The 19,162-nt window shown below is 59.4% G+C and carries 18 protein-coding genes, 1 tRNA gene and 1 pseudogene; 4 read left to right on the forward strand and 16 right to left on the reverse strand.

The features are described 5' to 3' along the window. The first annotated feature begins 65 nt into the window (after positions 1 to 65). Complete coding sequence (locus J0909_RS09385; RefSeq protein ID WP_207262304.1) at positions 66 to 617, forward strand: hypothetical protein; 552 nt, start codon at positions 66 to 68, stop codon at positions 615 to 617. Here the strand turns inward: J0909_RS09385 and J0909_RS09390 are convergent. The 11 genes and pseudogenes from J0909_RS09390 to J0909_RS09435 form a co-directional block, all read right to left on the reverse strand. After that, positions 614 to 1,597 carry an ADP-ribosylglycohydrolase family protein gene (locus tag J0909_RS09390; protein ID WP_207262306.1) on the reverse strand — a complete coding sequence of 328 codons (984 nt, stop codon included), beginning with the start codon at positions 1,595 to 1,597 and terminating at the stop codon, positions 614 to 616. The genes J0909_RS09385 and J0909_RS09390 overlap by 4 nt on opposite strands. Before the next feature lie 88 nt (positions 1,598 to 1,685). After that, positions 1,686 to 4,148 (reverse strand): endopeptidase La, encoded by a 2,463-nt coding sequence (gene lon / locus J0909_RS09395; RefSeq protein WP_207262308.1) that lies wholly within the window; start codon positions 4,146 to 4,148, stop codon positions 1,686 to 1,688. 106 nt (positions 4,149 to 4,254) lie between these two features. Then, positions 4,255 to 5,508, reverse strand: coding sequence for an ATP-dependent Clp protease ATP-binding subunit ClpX (gene clpX / locus J0909_RS09400; RefSeq protein ID WP_207262310.1), 1,254 nt, complete (start codon positions 5,506 to 5,508; stop codon positions 4,255 to 4,257). Between the two features lie 5 nt (positions 5,509 to 5,513). Further along, positions 5,514 to 6,122 carry an ATP-dependent Clp endopeptidase proteolytic subunit ClpP gene (gene clpP / locus J0909_RS09405; RefSeq protein WP_207262312.1) on the reverse strand — a complete coding sequence of 203 codons (609 nt, stop codon included), beginning with the start codon at positions 6,120 to 6,122 and terminating at the stop codon, positions 5,514 to 5,516. Positions 6,123 to 6,395: 273 nt separating this feature from the next. Beyond that, positions 6,396 to 7,880, reverse strand: a complete 1,485-nt coding sequence (gene tig, locus J0909_RS09410; RefSeq protein WP_207262314.1) for a trigger factor — start codon at positions 7,878 to 7,880, stop codon at positions 6,396 to 6,398. A gap of 51 nt (positions 7,881 to 7,931) precedes the next feature. Beyond that, positions 7,932 to 8,016, reverse strand: a tRNA-Leu gene (locus J0909_RS09415). Between the two features lie 71 nt (positions 8,017 to 8,087). Beyond that, the gene (gene thiD / locus J0909_RS09420) at positions 8,088 to 9,467 is read right to left on the reverse strand and encodes a bifunctional hydroxymethylpyrimidine kinase/phosphomethylpyrimidine kinase (RefSeq protein ID WP_207262317.1); all 1,380 of its coding nucleotides are present in this window, start codon (positions 9,465 to 9,467) and stop codon (positions 8,088 to 8,090) included. Positions 9,468 to 9,570: 103 nt separating this feature from the next. Continuing rightward, a complete protein-coding gene (locus tag J0909_RS09425; RefSeq protein WP_207262319.1) occupies positions 9,571 to 9,999 on the reverse strand; it encodes a hypothetical protein in 429 nt (142 codons plus the stop codon). Between the two features lie 125 nt (positions 10,000 to 10,124). After that, complete coding sequence (locus J0909_RS18395) at positions 10,125 to 10,706, reverse strand: MerR family transcriptional regulator (protein WP_286181930.1); 582 nt, start codon at positions 10,704 to 10,706, stop codon at positions 10,125 to 10,127. Positions 10,707 to 10,823: 117 nt separating this feature from the next. Beyond that, a pseudogene (locus J0909_RS18400) lies at positions 10,824 to 11,030 on the reverse strand (MerR family transcriptional regulator); the annotation flags it as partial. 173 nt (positions 11,031 to 11,203) lie between these two features. Further along, the gene (locus J0909_RS09435; protein WP_207262323.1) at positions 11,204 to 11,641 is read right to left on the reverse strand and encodes a hypothetical protein; all 438 of its coding nucleotides are present in this window, start codon (positions 11,639 to 11,641) and stop codon (positions 11,204 to 11,206) included. A gap of 287 nt (positions 11,642 to 11,928) precedes the next feature. Here J0909_RS09435 and J0909_RS09440 point away from each other — a divergent pair, with 287 nt between their 5' ends. After that, on the forward strand, positions 11,929 to 12,327 hold the full coding sequence (locus tag J0909_RS09440; RefSeq protein WP_207262325.1) for a Ros/MucR family transcriptional regulator: 399 nt from the start codon (positions 11,929 to 11,931) through the stop codon (positions 12,325 to 12,327). Between the two features lie 111 nt (positions 12,328 to 12,438). Here the strand turns inward: J0909_RS09440 and J0909_RS09445 are convergent, their stop codons facing one another. The 3 genes from J0909_RS09445 to J0909_RS09455 form a co-directional block, all read right to left on the reverse strand. Next, on the reverse strand, positions 12,439 to 12,819 hold the full coding sequence (locus tag J0909_RS09445) for a hypothetical protein (protein WP_207262327.1): 381 nt from the start codon (positions 12,817 to 12,819) through the stop codon (positions 12,439 to 12,441). A gap of 98 nt (positions 12,820 to 12,917) precedes the next feature. After that, the gene (locus J0909_RS09450) at positions 12,918 to 14,276 is read right to left on the reverse strand and encodes a sigma 54-interacting transcriptional regulator (RefSeq protein WP_207262329.1); all 1,359 of its coding nucleotides are present in this window, start codon (positions 14,274 to 14,276) and stop codon (positions 12,918 to 12,920) included. An 11-nt stretch (positions 14,277 to 14,287) separates the two neighbouring features. Next, positions 14,288 to 16,051, reverse strand: coding sequence for an ATP-binding protein (locus J0909_RS09455; protein WP_207262331.1), 1,764 nt, complete (start codon positions 16,049 to 16,051; stop codon positions 14,288 to 14,290). Between the two features lie 228 nt (positions 16,052 to 16,279). Here J0909_RS09455 and J0909_RS09460 point away from each other — a divergent pair, with 228 nt between their 5' ends. Then, a complete protein-coding gene (locus J0909_RS09460) occupies positions 16,280 to 16,687 on the forward strand; it encodes a zinc resistance protein (RefSeq protein ID WP_207262332.1) in 408 nt (135 codons plus the stop codon). A gap of 69 nt (positions 16,688 to 16,756) precedes the next feature. After that, positions 16,757 to 17,011 carry an SHOCT domain-containing protein gene (locus J0909_RS09465; protein WP_207262333.1) on the forward strand — a complete coding sequence of 85 codons (255 nt, stop codon included), beginning with the start codon at positions 16,757 to 16,759 and terminating at the stop codon, positions 17,009 to 17,011. Between the two features lie 170 nt (positions 17,012 to 17,181). Here J0909_RS09465 and J0909_RS09470 read toward each other — a convergent pair whose 3' ends face one another. Both J0909_RS09470 and J0909_RS09475 read right to left on the reverse strand, forming a co-directional pair. Then, on the reverse strand, positions 17,182 to 18,051 hold the full coding sequence (locus tag J0909_RS09470; protein WP_353616754.1) for an NAD(P)-dependent oxidoreductase: 870 nt from the start codon (positions 18,049 to 18,051) through the stop codon (positions 17,182 to 17,184). A 302-nt stretch (positions 18,052 to 18,353) separates the two neighbouring features. Next, entirely contained in the window at positions 18,354 to 18,989 is a 636-nt protein-coding gene (locus J0909_RS09475; RefSeq protein WP_207262335.1) for a TetR/AcrR family transcriptional regulator, read from the reverse strand. Between the last annotated feature and the right edge of the window lie 173 nt (positions 18,990 to 19,162).

Here is a 19,162-nt window from a genome sequence, read left to right on the forward strand (position 1 = left end):
CTTTTTTACCGGAACAATTCCTGCATAGTTCCCAGGGAGGCAAACCTTTCCCCCTGGGAGATAGCATGCAAGTATCCACCGCCCTGACTACCCGGCCAGACTCCACCACAGCCACCCGGCTGCTTACCCGATCGCAGACGATCACCCCTGTGAACGAGGAAACCGAAACCGTGGACAAAACCAAAGCCACGGGTTCCCCCTTCGTCTTTCAAAAGAAGCTTTCACCCAAGGAAGAACAACGGGTACAGTTCCTGCAAAATCTCCTGGCCCAGCTCCTGACCATGGTCGAGGGCAATCCCACGGACGAACAGAAGGACCGCATCCGCGCGATTGAAAAGGAACTGGAGAAGATTACCGGCGTGAAAATCCAGTCCAGCCTTGCCGACATGGCCGCCAAACTGCCCGGCAAGACCGACAAGAAGAAAGAGGAGGAACAGGAAAAAAAGTATCAGCTCAAGGGCATCGACCCCAAGGAAGCAGAGCGCAGCAACAAGTCCCTGGCTTCCGAAAACGACAATCCGGGCATGCAGATGCTGCGCAACAATGCCCTGTTCACCTCCATCGGTGCCCTGGCCTTGTCCGACCCGTCCCTGTCCACCTCCCGCAGTAAATACTAGTCCAGAGCCGCAACCACCGTTTCCGCGTGCGCCAGGATTTCATCCCGGTCGCGCAACCCGTCGATGAATCGTTGCGGTATGCCCCCGATGCCATTCAGCGCCCCGGAGAGCGCTCCCGTCAGACAGGCGCGGGCCATGTTGTTGCCGCCGCCGTTAACGGCCGTGAGCACGGCGGTCTCGAAATCGGGAAACCGGCTGGACAGCCAATAGGCCGCCGGAACCATGAAACCGAGTTGGCAGGCCAGACCGTAGACCTGGGCGATACGTTCCGGCGGGTCCACCAGAATATCCGGATCGACCGCCGCTTCATGGACCAGGCCGGGCTGAAGAAAGACGTCGATGAGCGCCCGGTCCACTTCTTTCTGGGCCCATCCCATAAGCGACTTGCCGGACTTTTCCAGCGTCTTGCCCCGAATCAGGCGGCACACGGCCAGGATGAAGGCCAGGGACTGCGCGGCCACGAACGGCTCCGCATGGGTCAGCCGGATGTTGGCCATGGCATGGACGGCCAGCCCGCGTGGGTCGTCGGCGTAACGTGCGGCGAGCATGACCCCGCGCACAGCGGCCTCGCCCGAATCGGACAGCCCGGCGGCCTCGGACCACGGCACCCCGTCCCGGCGCGCCCGCCAAACCTCCCGCATGGCGATATCCGTATACCGCCCACCCTGAGGCGTGCCGTCCAAGGTATCGAGAAAACCGTCCAGCCGGGCCGTAAAATCGGCTTCGTCGTATCCGCCCTTCTCCGCCAGGGAAGCCAGCAGAAGCAGGGACACCTGTCCGGTCTGGGACACGTCGCCCGCCAGGCAGCCGTCGTGGTAACGTCCCGGCTTGGGGGGCCGATAGTCGGTGATCCAGTCGCCGTAATCGACGCGCAGTTCGTCCAGATCGTAATACCAGTGCGGTCCCAACCCCAAAGCATCGCCCACGTACATGCCCACGATCGCTCCCAAGGCGCGTTCCCGTCTCGTCAGTTCGCTCATGAAAACCTCCAGGTTTCCCCAAGCCTACACGAAAAACGCCCGACGGCAAGACCGTCGGGCGTTCGTTTGTCGAATCGTTATGGAAACCCTACTGGCGGGCGGGCCGCTGAAACTCCTCCTTGAGGAGGCAGGCGGCGATGGGCGCCTCGCCGTGATTGCGTACCCAGACGTTTCGGGAGTTGCCCGCCAAGGCCTTGTCGATGACCTGGTCCATGGTCTTAACCGGAATCACTTCCAGGTCCTTGAGGATATCCTTGGGCACATCCTGAAGGTTCTTCTCGTTCTCCCACGGGATAAGCACGGTCTTGATCAAGCCGCGATGGGCCGCCAGGAGCTTCTCCCGCAATCCGCCGATGGGCAGCACCCGGCCGCGCAGGGTGATCTCGCCGGTCATGGCCAGATCGTTGCGCACCGGAATATTCAGGAGCGCGGAGATAAGCGCCGTGGTCAGGGTCACCCCCGCCGATGGGCCGTCCTTGGGGGTGGCGCCGTCCGGCACGTGGATATGGATGTCCACCAGCTTGTAGAAGTCCGGCTTCAAGCCCAGCAGGTCGGACCGGGAGCGGATGTAGGACACGGCCGCCCGCGCAGACTCCTGCATGACGTCGCCGAGCTTACCGGTGATCTCCACCTTGCCCTTGCCGGGCATGAGGACCACTTCCACCAGGAGCATCTCGCCGCCGAGCTGGGTCCAGGCCAGGCCGTTGCACACGCCCACCTGGGGCTCTTCCTCACGTTCACCGTAGGAGTACTTGGTCACGCCAAGGATCTTTTGCAGGCTCTGCTTGGAAACCTGGATAATCTTTTCGCGGTCGTGATCCTCCACGATGCGCATGGCGGACTTGCGGCAGATGGAGGCGATCTCGCGTTCCAGGTTACGCACGCCCGCCTCCTTGGTGTAGTAGCGAACCACATCCAGGATGGCGTTGTCCGAGATCTTCAGGTTCTCGGGCTTCAACCCGTGCTGCTTGATCTGCTTGGGGACCAGAAATCCCTTGGCGATCTCCACCTTCTCGGTCTCCAGATAGCCGGGCAGCCGGATGATCTCCATACGATCCTGCAACGGCAGCGGAATGCCTTCCAGGCTGTTGGCCGTGGTGATGAAGAACACCTTGGACAGGTCGTAGTCCAGATCCAGATAGTGATCGTTAAAGGCGTAGTTCTGCTCCGGGTCCAGGACTTCGAGCAGGGCCGCCGACGGGTCGCCCCGGAAATCGGCGGACATCTTGTCCACCTCATCCAGGCAGATAACCGGATTGTTGAATTTCACCCTTTTCAGCGACTGAATGATCTTGCCGGGCATGGCCCCCACATAGGTCCGCCGGTGGCCGCGAATCTCGGCCTCGTCTCGCACGCCGCCCAGGGACAGCCGCAGGAACTCACGGTCCATGGACCGGGCGATGGACCGGGCGATGGACGTCTTGCCCACGCCCGGAGGGCCGACGAAGCAGAGAATGGGACCTTTCATGGTCTCCACCAGGGTCTGCACCGCCAAATATTCGAGAATGCGCTCCTTGGGCTTCTCCAGGCCGTAATGATCCTCGTCGAGGATGGAGCGGGCCCGGGCGATGTCCACGTCGCGGTCGTCCTTAAGATTGTCCCAAGGCAGGTCGAGCACCCAGTCGATGTAGTTGCGGACCACGGTGTACTCCGCGCTGGACGACTGCATGGTCCGCATTTTCTTGATTTCCTTGCGGACGCGCTCACGGTTCTCGTCGGACATGGGCTTGGCGTCCAGCTGGGCCTCCAGCTCCTGCGCCTCGGCCTGCGGATCGTCGTCGCGGCCCATCTCCTTGTTGATGGCCTTGACCTGCTCGTTGAGATAGTATTCCCGCTGGTTCTTCTCCATCTGATCCTTGACGCGCCCCTTGACGCGCTTCTCGATGGAGACGATCTCGATTTCGCCGAGCAGCAGTTCGTAGACGCGCTCAAGGCGGCGGTTGGGATCCAGTTCCTCAAGGATTTCCTGCTTGCGCGAGAAGTCGATCTTGAGGTGGGGCATGATCTGGTCGGCCAATTGGCCCGCATCCTTGATGGTGGACATGGCCAGGATGGCCTCGGGGGCCACCTTCTTATTGACCTTGCCGAATTCCTCAAGGGAGTCCTGGACCGCACGAATGAGAGCTTTGCCTTCGGCCGTCTCCCGGTCGGAGTCTTCCAGCACGCGGAAACGGGCCTTGGGATAGTCCCCTCCCTCTTCGGCGTAGGGAATCATGTCCTCGTTCGGGTCCCAGGTCGCGCGCGACACTCCCTCAAAGAGCACCTTGATGGTGCCGTCAGGCAGCCGCAACATCTGCAGAATCTTGCTGACCGTTCCGATCCGGTAGAGATCACCCGCTTCGGGGTGCTCCTTTTCCGGAGATTTCTGGGTGACCAGGAATATCTGCTTGCCGTAGTCGGCGACCGCGGTCTCTATGGCCTTGATGGAGGCTTCGCGCCCCACGAAGAGCGGGACGATGGATTTCGGAAACATCACCACTTCCCTCAGCGACATCATCGGGAGAGTCATGGGATCAGGGGATTTCTTGCCGTCAAAGCTGAAGGTCGGCATTGATTCCTCCGAGGGTTAGAATAAGGCGGTTCCCCCCTGCGCAGAGGGGACATACCGCCGATGAAAACAAGTAAGGCCCGCGGGCGGAAAGTCAATCCGAAGCCGTCTAGGCAGACTTCACTTCCTGGTGATACATCAGAAGCGGGTCCATGTCCTTCTCGACCACGGCCGTGTTGATTACGCACTCGCGCACATCGGGCATGGCAGGCAGCTTGTACATGATGTCGAGCATGCTCTTCTCCAGCACGTTGCGCAGACCGCGCGCGCCGGTTTTGCGCTTGATGGCCCTCTTGGCGATGGCCCGAAGGGCATTCTCGGTGAAGGTCAACTCCACCTTGTCCAGCTCGAACAGCTTGCGATACTGCTTGATCAGCGCATTCTTGGGCTCGGTCAGGATACGCACCAGATCGTCCTCGGTCAGCTCCTCCAGAGCGGTCTGCACCGGGATGCGGCCGACGAACTCGGGGATCAGGCCGAACTTGATCAGGTCCATGGGCTCGGCCATACTGAACAGCTCTCCCAGTCCCATCTCCTTCTTGGCCTCGACCTTGGCGCCGAAGCCCAGGCCGGAGCCCTGCTTGCGCTGCTGGACGATCTTGTCCAGGCCGATGAAGGCGCCGCCCAGGATGAACAGGATGTTCGAGGTGTCCATGCGGATGAACTCCTGCTGGGGGTGCTTGCGCCCGCCCTTGGGCGGGATGTTGGCCTCGGTGCCCTCAATGATCTTGAGCAGGGCCTGCTGCACGCCCTCGCCGGACACATCGCGGGTGATGGACGGGGAGTCGCCCTTGCGGGACACCTTGTCGATCTCATCAATGTAGATGATTCCGCGCGAAGCCGCGTCGATGTCATAGTCCGCATTCTGAAGCAGTTGCACCAGGATGTTTTCCACGTCCTCGCCCACGTAGCCGGCCTCGGTCAGGGTGGTGGCGTCCGCGATGGCGAACGGAACCTTGAGCACCCGGGCCAGGGTCTGGGCCAGGAGCGTCTTGCCCGAGCCGGTGGGACCGATGAGCAGGATGTTGGACTTGTCGATCTCCACGTCGTCGCCCGTATTGGCCGCAGCGTAGAAAACGCGCTTGTAGTGGTTGTGCACGGCCACGGACAGGATCTTCTTGGCCTGGTCCTGGCCGATGACGTACTGGTCCAGCAGGTCCTTGATCTCCTGCGGGGGAAGCAGGCGGCCGTCCTCGAATTCCTCGCTGATGGTCTCCTGGGCCATGATGTCGTTGCACAGGGCGACGCACTCGTCGCAAATGTATACGTCGGGCCCGGCGATAAGCCGCTGCACCTCCGCCTGGGTCTTGCTGCAGAACGAGCAGCACAGATCGGATGAATTATTTTTTTTATCGGTCGTCATGGCGATTAACCCTTGATGCTTTCGTCCACGTCCGCCCTCGACTTCATGACCTTGTCGATAAGACCGTATTCACGGGCTTCCTCGGACGACATGAAATGATCGCGGTCCGTATCTGCGGTAATTTTTTCTATGGACTGGCCCGTATGATGGGCCATGATGCCGTTGAGCTCATCCTTCATGCGCAGGATTTCCTTGGCGTGAATGGATATGTCCGAGGCCTGGCCCTGGGCGCCGCCCAACGGTTGATGAATCAGGATGCGGCTGTGCGGCAGGGCGTAGCGCATGCCCTTCTCGCCTGCGCAGAGCAACAGGGAGGCCATGCTGGCCGCCTGGCCCAGGCACAGGGTGGCCACCGGCGCGGAGATGTACTGCATGGTGTCGTAGATGGCCATGCCGGAGGTGACCACGCCCCCGGGCGAATTGATGTACATGTAGATTTCCTTTTCCGGGTCCTCGGACTCCAGAAACAGGAGTTGAGCGCAGATCAGGCTGGCCACGTGATCGTCGATGGCGGTGCCAAGCAGAATGATCCGGTCTTTGAGAAGCCGGGAATAGATGTCGTACGCGCGCTCCGTACGACCGGTTGTTTCGATGACCATCGGAATGGCGACCATATATGTCTCCTTGGGGGCTCTTGGGCGGTTTATCGGATGTCCGGAGGGAAAACTTCAGCCCTCGCGCACCCTTGATCGGGCGAATAACACCCATATCCACTCAGTTTTACGTCATTCAGTATGAGATATTTCCCCTATGAGGACAAGGGGAAACTTATCCCGCTGCCGGAACCAAATAGGCATCCGGGGAGCCAGGTCAAGGGCGGTCCGAAAAAAAGCGGCGGCCCGGAAGCTCCCGGACCGCCGCATGTCTGGTTTCGTCGAAAAACAGGACTAGGCCTGTTCCTCCTCGAACTTGTCGGCACGCTCCTGAAGCTTGGCCAGGGAATAGCTCTTGGCCGTGGACTCCTTGATGCCCAGGTTGGTCACGGCCCAATCCACGGCCTCGGCCTTGTCCTTGAACTGGATTCCGCCGGACTTGGCGGCCCCGGAGGACTCGCCGTCACCGGCCTCGGCCTTGTCGGCGGTGGGCGGGGCGATCAGCTTGACCTCGGCGGCGTCGTAGATCAGCTCGGAGGCTTTGTCGCACAGCAGGCGGTCCTTGAGAGGCACGATGAGGTTGTTGTCCTCATAGTACTTCTTCAGTTCGTGCAGGGGCTGACGGGACTGCATGGCCAACTGGGACAGGGTGGCCTCGATCTCCTCAGGAGAGATTTCGAGGCTCTCCTCGGCGGCCACGGCCAGCAGGAAGATCTCGGTCTTGACAGAGGTTTCGGCCTCTTCACGGAAGCCCGAACGCAGCTCCTCGGGGGTCTTGCCCAGAGACTGGAAGCCCTTGCCCTGGCGGTCCAGGCGGTATTCCAGGTCCTTGAGCAAACGGTCGATACGATCCTCGACCATGGACGGCGGCAGCGGAAATTCGGCGATACCTTCGATGACGCCCTTGAGCAGTTCGCTCTGGGCGGCGGCCTTGTTCATCTGCTTGCGCTGGGAAGAATAGGATTCGCGAATGCCCTTGCGCATGGTCTCGACATCCTTGAAACCGGCCTTCTGGGCCACGGTGTCGGTCATCTCGGGCTTGATGCGCTCCTTGACCGCGTGCAGCTTGGCCTTCATGGTCACGGTCTTGCCAGCCAGATTTTCATTGATGAAGTCGGCCGGGAAGGTGATGTCGGTCTCGCCGCCCTCGCCCGGAGTCAGGGTCTTGATCAGATCCTCGAATTCGGGCAGAGCCTGATGCTGGCCCAGAAGCAGGTCGAAGTTCTCGGCCTGGATACCCTCAACGATGGCGTCGCCCTGGTAGGCGCCGAAGCTTACGGAAGCGACTTCGCCATCCTTGGGCGAACGCACGTCCTCGATGACCTTGACCTCGGCGTTGTTTTCGAGGATACGCTGCTCGACCTCGGAAACCTCGTCATCGGACACGACCACGTCCACTTCCTCGACTTCAAGCCCCTTGTACGTGGGCAGGTCGAGCTTGGGCGCGACCTCGAACTCGATGGAATAGGTGAAATTCTCGTCGCGGACCAGCTCCTTGGCGTCCACGTCGATGCGGGACATGGGCTGCATGGACAGACCGCTCATGATTTCGTTGATCTGGTAGTTGATCAGGTCGGTGGTGGCTTCGCCGTAGACCTGCTTGCGGAACTTGGACTCGATGATCGAAGACGGCACCTTGCCCTTGCGGAAGCCCTTGACGTCGGCCTGCACACGGTACAGGGCGATGGTGGCGGAGAGAGCGGCATTGACCTCTTCGGCGGGAACTTCAACGGTGATCTTGCGTTTCACCGGAGAAAGTTCTTCAACATTGTATTCCATGAGACGTATCCTCCTCAAACGCCTGGGCAGGCGCGTAAATATGGCGTTTTGTGGTGCGGGCGGAGGGACTCGAACCCCCAAACCATGAGGTACCAGATCCTAAATCTGGCGCGTTTACCAATTCCGCCACGCCCGCAAAAAGAACGTGCTGTTTAAGCAAGCTATCACGCATATGTCAACCTATAGAGCCGCTGCGGGCCCGGAAATCTACACTTCGCCGGGGAGTTTCGCCATTTGCTCGGCGATTTGCCGCAGAACGGCGGGCAAATCAGCCGGGTCCGAGGCCAGCACATAGACCACCGCTTCCCGGCCCATGCCGCCCGGATCGACCAGAGCGCGGACCGTTTCCGAAGCCGCATGGCCCTGAAGCGCCTGAAGGCCGCCCCAGTCCTCGAAGCCGCCCTCGGCACCATCCACATATTCCGGCCGCCCGTCCCAGTCCATGTAGGCCATATCAATATTTAGAGCGGACAGAGCCGCGCGCACGGCCTCGCCTCCCCCCAGGGTCACGGCGCACCGCACGTCGGGCCGCACCCGCCGGACGGATAACAGCAGCGAGGCGGCACGTCCGGCCAGTCCGAATTCGGGATAACCGATCACATCCACCCGCCCCCGGGCCATGGTCGCAAAACCGCCGGAAAATCCGACCACGTCACCGAAGGAATCGGCAAAGGGCACGGCCACGGCCAGTTCGGCTCGGCCGCGCGGCAGCATGGCGCCGAGCCCCGTCGCGGCGGTCAGTCTGCGGCCAAGGTCGTCCACGGCCGCCAGGGCCTCCGCCCGCGCCCGTTCCTGGATCCACGGCGCGAGATGGTTGACCGGGCCGCCGCCCGCCCCTATCCGGTATCCGGCGCGCAGGGCCAGGTTCAAGTATTCCTGGCCGCGCAGGATGGCCGCGCCCATGTCCAGGCCGCGCCCCAATCCTGTGGCGATGGCCGCGGACAGGGTGCAGCCCGTTCCGTGGGTGCAATCGGTATCAACCCGCCGTTGCATGAACGGGATGGGCTCGGCGCTGGAGGTTATGTACCAGTCGGTCACGGCCGGAGAATCAGTATGCCCGCCCTTGATGAGCACCGCCTTTGGCCCCATCTTGAGGAGCATCTTCCCGGCCAGAAAAATGTCTTCCCGAGTCTTGATCGTCAACCCGGTGAACAGCTCGGTCTCCGGCAGATTCGGAGTCAGCAGGTCGGCCAGAGGAAACATGCGGTCCACCATGGCCTCCACCGCACCGTCCTGAAGGAGCTTTCCCCCGGACGTGGCCACGCAGACCGGATCTACCACCAGGGGAAAGGACTTGTTCTTCAGGATGCCGGCCAGAGCCTCGATGATCGGGGCGGAAAAAAGTATGCCGGTCTTGGCCGCATCGACCTTGATGTCGTCGAGCACGGTCTTGAGTTGCAGGGCCACGAATTTGGCTGACGGAGCGTGGATGCCGGTCACGGCCGCGGTGTTCTGGGCCGTCAGGGCCGTGATCACGCTGGCCCCGTACCCGCCAAGCATGGTGATGGTCTTGAGATCGGCCTGGATGCCCGCCCCACCGCCGGAGTCGGACCCGGCAATGGTCAGGACACAGGGGAGTCGTTCCATGGTTCAACCTCCAAAAAAACAACGATCATCGGCGGGTGCGAACACCTGCAGCCGACAATCGCAGCAAGGAAAACGGGATACTATATTCCCGGGGGGACGCGGATCAACCGCAGGACAGCTTGACGTAATCTTCGATAGAAACGCCATTCCACGCCTTGCTGACCCAGTAAGCCGTGGCCCAGATCATCAGAGCGGTGGCCTGAAGGTCGGTCAGGCGACGCAGCTTCACCTCGAGATTGGACTTGCTCGCGCCGTGCTGGATGTGGACGCTGTGCTCGTCGCACGCCTCCTCCACCCGAAGCAGCAGGTACGCCTGCTTGGACTGGTTGGGCAGCAGCTTCACTTCCTTGTGGGACTCAAGGATGGTCTTCAGCTCGGCCACGGAAAAATCGCTCGATACGTTGCGGATGGATTTGAAGAAGACGTCCACGGCCCAAGGCAGGATGAACTCGGCTCCGGCGCTCTTGGTCTTGAAATAGTCCTTGAGCCACTTTTCCTGATCTTGGGTAATTCTAGCAGCGACCTGGGGCATACCGTCTCCTCCAAATGAACCGGCGAAACTTGGTACCTGATTGTATATTTGGCAGTAGCTATATAATGGAAACGACCGAATCAATCAAGAGTTTTTCTAGAAGAAGATTAAAACAATTACGGCCGTTACCCGTTGAAAACCGTCTTCAATTGGCGGAATAGCGTGAGCAGCAACGCATCGGGCGCATCGTTGCCGTCGATGTTCAGGCGAATGATCTCCGTGACCGTGTTCCGGCTCGGCGTGATGGTCTTCTTGGCCACCAGGACGATATTCTGTTCGCGGCCGTTTTCCCCGTCCTCGGTACGGACCACAAGCACCCAGTGGCCGTCCTGCCGCTTCCAGGACGTCTCCACCGCCACGAAGGTCGACTCCTTACGCTCGATGAGCTGGACGAAGTCCTCAAGGGAGAAATGTTTGCCCTTGCCCTGCACCCCGAGGTACTCGCCCCCGGAAGCGATGACCAACGGGCTGGACAAGAACTCGGCGGGCGGAAAGTCGATGCCCTGGCCGCCCTTTCCGGCCGCCAACCGACGCTTGAGCACGGCGACCTCCTCGCGCAGCGAACGGACGGCCTCTTCCCGCTTCAACGCCTCGGCCTCTCGCTTCAGCGCCTCGGCCTCGCGCTCGGCCCGGAGAGCGGCCACTTCGTCGCGCAAGGAACGGATCTCGCTGCGAAACAGGGACTGATTGTCCAGCACATCGGACATGCGGGACAACACCCCGGCCAGATCCTGTGCGGCGCCGGATGAGATTGATTGTTCAAATGATTGATCACGCTGTTGATCATTCATTAACACACCGAATTTAAGTGCTAATTCCTGTTCAATTTGTTCAGTTGACCAATTGTCGTTGAACATTTTTCGAATCCTCCTGAAGATTTCCAAGACCTCGACGGGGTACCGCGCGCGCCGTCCTCCGCCACCTTCAGAGGGGATGAAACGCTCGAATTTATCCTTGTAATACACGATAGTGGACGGCGGAATATCCAACCGCCTTCCGACTTCGCGCAAACTGATAAATCGCTTGTTCATCCCGCCCCTTCCTGTTGATCACTGATCGTTTTATTGTTCATAATCAAAATCATCCCGCTATGTCAACTTAATTTCAAACAATGAAGAACAGTACTGTTCAATACACCAATCACAAAAAAGGCGCGGCAACCATGTTGCCGCGCCTTGAAAAGGAGTCATTTCCTGTGGGAACGTTACTTTTCCAGTTCCCCGCGCACTTCCTTGAGGGATTGGAGAATGCCCTGCATCTTGTCCCGCAACGCCTGATCATCGAGGGTATTGCCAAGATAGGCGGACTTCATGGCCATCTCGTTGACCATGTCCAGCGCGAGCAACCGTTTCATCTGAAGCGGAAGCCCCTCCTCCATCTTGACCATACGCCCGTCGAGCTGGCTGACGTCCTGGCGCAACGCGCCCAGGCTCTTGACCTCTTCGGTCAATCCGGCGATATTCCGGTTCATGCCGAAAAAGAAGATAACCAACAGGACGACCACAAGCAGGGAAACGATGACAGCGACCTTGCTCATGTCCCGGCTGGTAGCACCGGCGGCGGCCGAAGCGGCCTGTGCCGCGTCTTCCTTTTCCGCGTGAACCGCTTCCAACTTATGAATTTTATTCCCGTCGGAACTCATTTTTCTCTCCAATGATTGTACTTTCTTGAATATCAACGCCTCACCGTTTTATCATATACTGCACCCTGCGGGAGGAATCAAGGCCGACGCGCTCACGCGCCGCACCGATGGAATCCATTTCCGCCCGGGGTCTTCCTTTATGTCACATTCCCCCAAATATCTTGACACCCGACGCCGTATGTTGAATATGATGTTGCTGCGGCACCACTTCAGTAATACAACATTAAATGCTGAATAGCCGATTCGGCTCTACAAAGCAAAATAATTGAACCAACAAGGAGAACTTCATGGAAGATTACTTGCAAGAAGCATTGGAAATCGTGAAAGCGCAGGCAGGCGTGCGAACCATGACCGAGGAAGAAATTACTTCCATGGTGCAGAAACTGGCCGCCGGCATCAAAGCCATTGCCGAAGGCGAAACCGTCGATAGCGCCGCGCCCGCCGCTGTGGACCCTCAGAAAGCCATCCGGGAGAAATCCATCCTCTGTTGCGCCTGCGGCAAATCCTTCAAGGTGCTGACCAAAAAACATCTGTCCACACACGGCCTGACCCCGGAAGAGTATCGGGAACAATACGGTTACAAGAAGAAACTTCCCCTGGTGTGCAAATCCTTGCAGCGCGAACGGCGCAAGAAGATGAAGGAAATGAAGCTTTGGACCAAACGTGGAAGCGCAAAGAAAGAATAAATTTCTTAGTTCACCCCATACCAATGCAAAATGGAGTAGCGGCCAAGGCCGCTACTCCATTTTGCATAAAGCTCTCACGAGGCGGGCCGCCAGAACCGCCCTAGACGATCTTCACGACCGCGGCGGTGATGTCTCCGTGCCCACGACGGACCCCGGAGAGGGCTTCGCCCGTTCACGTAACTCGAAACCGCCATCCTTCACACCGCCCAACGGAAACCCGTCCCCGTCGAGTTCCTCAAACAGGTCCAGCGCCGGGTCGTAAAACAACGTGGTCGATTCGAACAGTTGCCGTTCCCGTCCCGGCACCTGCGCACGCTCCCTTACTATGGGCGTCAGCCCGTCGTCCGCCTTGTGGATGAGCACGTTTTCACTGCGTTTCGCGAGATTCGCCCCAAGGCGAAAGATATCCCGGCGCACCACCGTCCCGATGCCCAGCAACGGCACCAGAGAAATGAAAAGGAGGAGGATCAGCAAGTTATATCGAATACTCATGTCCCCTCCGGAGCGGAAAATGGTTGTATCCCACAGGACGCTCGTACGCCGCAGCGCGCCCGGGGAAACGTCCTGTTCTCCCCTCCAAAGAATAGAGATTACATCCCGTATTTTTTCAATTTATTGTTAAGCGTTGTCCGAGTTATGTCGAGGATCTTGGCCGCTTCGCTCTTGTTCCCGCCGGTCTGTTCCAAGGTCGCCAGAATGGCCAGCTTCTGGACATCTTCCAGAGGTTGCCCGCCGAGATGCCCATTCCCCGTTTCGGCTGGAGCGTCCTGCTCGTAATGCCTGACCAAGGCGGGGGGAAGCTCCTTTTCCGTGATGTATTCGCCCATGGACAAGATGATCGCGCGCTCGATGGTGTTCTCCAACTCGCGGACATTCCCGGGCCAGGCATGATGGATGAGCATGTCCATGGCCAACGGCGTGAATCCCTTGACCGCCTTTCGATTCTTTTCCGCGAACCGCTTGAGAAAGAAATTGGCCAGCAGCGGGACGTCGTCCTCGCGCTCGCGCAGGGCGGGCAGTTTCAGGGCCATGACATGCAGCCGGTAGTAGAGATCCTCCCTGAAACGGCCTGCCTCCACTTCGGCCTTGAGGTCCCTGTTGGTAGCGGCGAGGATGCGCACGTCCACCGACTGCACCGAATCACTCCCCACCCGTTGGATTTCCCGCTCCTGGACCGCCCGAAGCAGCTTGGCCTGCATGGGCATGGATATCTCCCCTATCTCGTCGAGGAAAATAGTTCCCTTGTTAGCCTGCATGAACCGGCCGTCACGGCGCTTGTCCGCGCCGGTGAAGGCCCCTTTCTCATGCCCGAAGAGTTCCGATTCCAACAGGGTTTCCGAAAGAGCGGCGCAATTGATGGTCACCAACCGCTGTTTTTTCCTAACGCTGTTGGCGTGGATGGCTCGGGCGACAAGCTCCTTGCCGGTACCGGACTCCCCGGTGATCAGCACCGTGGCCTCGGTCGGGGCGACCACCTTGACCATTTCAACGACCGCCCGCATGGCGGGGCTGGTCCCGATGATGCCCGCCAAAGATTGCCCGGCGGAGACGGCCTCCTTGAGGTGGCGATTTTCCTCGGAGAGCCGCTTGTGCTCCAGAGCGCGTTCCAGGGTCAACTTGAGCTCGTCGAAATTGAGCGGCTTGGTCAGATAGTCGTAGGCCCCGAGCTTCATGGCCTCTACCGCCGCATCAACGGAGGAATAAGCCGTCATGATCAACACCGGAATGGCGGGGTTGTAGGCCTTGATCTCCTCCAACGCTTCAATCCCGCTGACCTTGGCCATGCGGACATCCATGAGCACGGCGTCGTAGGGGCGCTCCTTCACGGCCGAAACAGCTTCACCGCCGTCCATAGCCGAATCGGTGTCATACCCCCATCCGCCGAGGATGGTCCCCAGCATGGAGAGATGTCCCTTGTCGTCATCGACGACGAGTATGTTGGTTTTCATTGCTCTTTTCCTTAATGTGACTGCGGCAGGGTGATGGCGAACGCAGCGCCCCGCCCCGCAGCGCAGGCGACATGAATGTTTCCGCCGTGCCCTTCGACGATTTTGCGGACCACGGCCAGGCCGAGTCCGGTCCCCTGGCTCTTGGTCGTGAAATACGGATCGAAAATGGTCTCCAGAACCGCTTCGGGTATGCCCGGCCCGGTATCCTCGACCTCCATCACAAGGCCGTCGTCCGAACGCCGAGCGCGCAGGAACAGCTTCCCTCCGGACTCCATGGCCTGAATGCCGTTGATGCCGAGATTCAGCAGGGCCTGGATCATGCGATCGGGGTCCATCTCGGCCGGAGGCAGGTCCGGCGGCACGTCCACCGTAACTGCAACCCCCTGGCCCGCCGCATCCTGTTGCAACAACCGCGACACGGTATCCAAAATCACGGCCACATCCGCTTGCCGAAATTTGAAATCCGAAGGCCGGGAAAAATCCAGCAGTTCGGAGATGACCCGATTCAGCCGTTCCGTCTCGGCGATCATCACCGTGGCGGCCTTGCGGTTCTCGCTGCCCTCCTCGAACAACCCGGCGAAATAGGTCGCATACCCCTTGATGCTGCTCAATGGATTACGGACTTCATGGGCGATACCCGCCGCAAGATTGCCGATGGCCGCCATTTTCTCCCGCTGCTTCGCGTCGACCTGAAGCCGGTGAATCTCGGTCAAGTCACTGAGGATGAAAATGTTGCCCAAATGGACGTCCCCGTCCGTGGTCACCGGTGCGACGCCGACATTGGCGGGGAATTCCGTCTCCGGGGTGCGAACCCGCAACTCCCGAGTCACGGGAACGCCCGTTTTCGAGGACTCCTCAGCCAGGGCGACGACCTCGGGGGGAAGCACATCGTGCGCAGCGCCCCCCAGAGCCTCCTCGGGCAGGATGCCCAGAAGCGCGGCCGCGTCCCGGTTGATGCGCGTCACTTCGCCGTCCGGGCCGGTGACCACCATGCCAATAGGCAGATTGGCGACGATTTCCGCCGCAAAGGTCTGTGTATCGCGCAACTGCTCGCGGGACCGGCGATATGCCTGAACCCAGAACAGGGAAACCATGCAGCCCAGGCCCACCAGCAACAAGACGGCCGACGTGGTGATCATAACCCGGACGTCGGTCCGCCGGGCCTCCACAAAGGGTTCGATGTCCAGGCCTATGAATATCAGCGGTTTTTCCACAACCACGCCGGACGCAAACCTCTGCCGCTGCATCGCCCCCCAACGTCCGCTCCTACTCCTCATGTGATGCATCATATTGTGCATCTTCTGAGAACCGCCGGGGCCCAAGGAAACGAATTCCTTGTAAACGACGAAGGAGTCGGGCTCCCCGCCATCCTTCATGATGACGGATCGCGCCTTTTGGGCCGGCCGCAAGGATTTGATGCGGGCCGCACCAAGATAGGTGCCCCCGATCTTGCTTGAATCGCTATGGGCGAGAATGCGACCGTCCCGGTCGGTAAGCACGATATAGAGGATGTCCGGCAGTTCGGCGGTCGCGTCGATCAAAGCCTGAAGCCTGTCCTCGGCCCCGTAGTCACCCATCATGCCGACCTTGGCCCCGGCCTCGAAAGACCGGATGAGGGCCTCGCCCTTCTCGCCCAGCACCTTCTCCATATACCGCACTTCGCGGTTGTAGTTGAACACGGCCAAAACCACGACCACCAAAGTCATGATGGAGGCCATGCCGAGGATCATCCAGACGGATGCGGGACTTCCAAGAATTTTCGTTTTCAACTGCATGCCCAACCTGCCGGGTGCGAGTGACTAATTTTTAGACTGTTCAAAAATAAAACTGATTAAAATTTAACCACAAGCCCCCTTCTTGGCAAGACTGAATCGCCCCCCATCTTTTAAATTAAAACAATATTGTTAATTAAATCAAACTATTGGAGAATACAAACAAACTTGGCACGCCCTTTGCCTTAATGAAGGCATCAACACGACCAAAACCATTCAGGAGGTTTTATCATGAAGAAGTTTGTTATGGCATTCGCGGTTGTTGCGGTTGTCGCTCTGTTTTCCGCCAACGCCATGGCCTGGGGCATGCACGGCTGGCAGGGCAACGGATGCGGCAGGGGTTACACCAGCCAGGTGGATCAAAAGGCTTATCAGGATTTCCTGAGTGCCACCACTGACTTGCGCGCGTCCGTTCGCGCCGACCGGGCCGAGATCGCGGCAATCATGGCCGGACAGAATCCGGATGCCAAGCGGGTTCGCACCCTGACTGAAAACATCGACAAGAACGCCGCCGCCATCCAGGACAAGGCCACGGCCTTGGGGCTGCCCCAGAACGGCGGCATGGGCTACGGTTTCATGCGCGGCGGCAGGATGGGCTACGGGTACGGCAACGGCTTCGGCTGCCCCGCTTGGCAGTAGACAACAATCAAATCCACAGTGTGGCGGGGGAACCCCGCTTCCCCCGCCAACAACCTTTACGGAGGCGACATGCCGCACTGCCAGTGGGGATTCATGACCGGCTCGGGAGCAGGCTGGTTCATGGGAGGCTTCAGCTCCCTTTTCGGACTGCTCATCCTCGGTTTGCTGGTATTCCTGATCATCAGGCTCGTCCAGAGGCCCACTTCCGACCCCGCCGCGAAGCGGGACCGGGAAGATTCCATGGAAATCCTGAAGCGCAAGTACGCTGAAGGGGATATCTCCACCGAGGAATTCCGTAAGATCCGCAGCATATTGAAGAGCTAGGCCGTTCAGGCGGAAGACCTTGCGATCCGCCGCCAGCCGCAGACGATCGCGACAACGCGACGACGCTTGTCTCTCGTCCAAGCAGCCTGAGATTTCAATAAAATAAACGGGCGATGCCGACAGAATCCGGCATCGCCCTTCCCTTTTCCCGATCAAGCGCGGACATCTCGCTATTTGCGCAGTACATCCTTATTAAAAACCATCCGATCGTCGATTTTCCCGTCAAGGGCGTCCAGCAGGTTCTGCGCCGACATGACGCTCATCTGCGTCATGCTCTCCAACGTCATGCCAGCAATGTGCGGCGTAAAAAAAGACCGAGGATGGCGCAACAGGGGAGAATCGGGAGCTGGCGGCTCGGTTTCAAAAACATCGAGGCCGACGCCGCCGAGGAACCCCTGGTCCAGAGCCTTAAGCACTACCGTTTCGTCCAGGAGCTTCCCCCGCCCAACATTGATCAGAAAGGCTCCGGGCTTGAGTCGCTGCATATCCTCCCAAGAAAGCATGTGGTGGGTCTCCGGTGTGTAGGGCACAAGTAGGGAAATGAAATCCGCTTCGGGCAGCGCGGCCCGGAAATCCTTGGTCAACTCCACCCCGGGAATGGGACTCTTGTCCAAGGAACGGCTGAAGGCGATAACCCGCATGCCGAAGGCCACGCACAATTTGGCCATGAGCCGCCCGCTGTTGCCGAAACCGATCACCAACATGGTCCGGCCGTTCAAATTCAACGCCGTATGCTTGTCACGCCACAGCCAATCATCGGTCACGGCTTTTTGGGCCGCGCCGAGATCCTTGGCCATGGCCATCATCAGCATGACGGCATGTTCCGCCACCGCTACCGAGTTTGACCCGGTGGTCATGAGCAGGGGAATGTTCCGGCTTGTGAGGTATTGCCAGTCCACCTTATCCGAGCCCACGCCGAACTGCGAAACCACGCGCAAGCGGGGAGCCAATGCCAGGAGTTCCCTTGGCATCGGAAGATTGCGAACCAGAAGAGCGTCCGCCTCCGGGAGGACCCGCCCCCCCCCCACTCCGGGCTCCACCGGTCCGTCTTGAAGACCTCGATATCGGAACGCGCTTCAAGTAAATCCAGGCCCTCCTGAAGAATATACCCGGTAACCACAACTTTGTACGGCATGAAACCTCCTGAAATAGATAGGAATGATCCCTGGAGCACATGGCCCCATAGGGGATAGGGCTCCACTTTCGGAATGGAGCTATATTATATTTCATGGAATTATGGGAAAAAGAACAAACCTGAGTCAAAACCAAATGCCGCAGCGGGCGCATGAAAAAAAAGCAACCGCCATGCGACAGAAAGGCTCGAGCGAAAACCCGCCTTCCATCATTGCTTCAATGTCCGCTCCAACATCAGATCCAGGGTATCCTCTATGCGCTTCCACCCCGCCTCGGAACGAACATCCACCCCGCCCAGGTTGCGGTGCATACGCGACCGCACGGCCAGGAAGTTAACGGAGGCGGCCAGGATCATGACCAGTGCGGTCAGGTCCACCTCCTCGGGCGGGTCGGTCTGCATCAACTCGAAAAATTCCAATGCGGTCCGCACGCGGACCTCTTCCAGAGCACGCGTCAGGTCGTTACGCACCACGCCTTCCCAAGCCAGAATCTCCAATGTTTGCGGTCGGCGCAGAATGGCCCGCAGGTACCGCTTAAAGAACTGTGACATAAGCTCGTGCGGTGCCATGTCGCGAATACGCTCCGCATCCTCGCCGAGCAATTCCTCGGCTGTGGGCCAGAACTCAACAGTCCGCCCGTACTCGGCCACAAGGCCCTCCAACCCCTGATAATACCGGTAGATCAACTTCTTATCCACCCCAGCCTCACGGGCCACCAGATTGACGCCCAGCCGCTGAAAACCGACCTCGGCCAGGACCTTCCCCACGGCTTTGACGAGTTTCTCTTTAGTGATTTCCTTATTCCGGATAGGTACGATTTTGGGGACAGCCTTCAACTTTGCCACAACCCCTCCTTCCGTGTTGCAATGGTGCCGGGCAATAATCAGTATCTCAAACCCCTCCGGGCTCCGCAAGGATATTTCCGTCTCACAACAGACTCATCCTGCCCAGCACGCCGCATCGGCCCTAGCCTTTTCCCGAGTTCCCCGCGTGGAAGCCCGGTGCCTCCCGCAAGACC

Source organism: Desulfovibrio sp. Huiquan2017, assembly GCF_017351175.1.
Taxonomy (GTDB): Bacteria; Desulfobacterota; Desulfovibrionia; order Desulfovibrionales; family Desulfovibrionaceae; genus Pseudodesulfovibrio.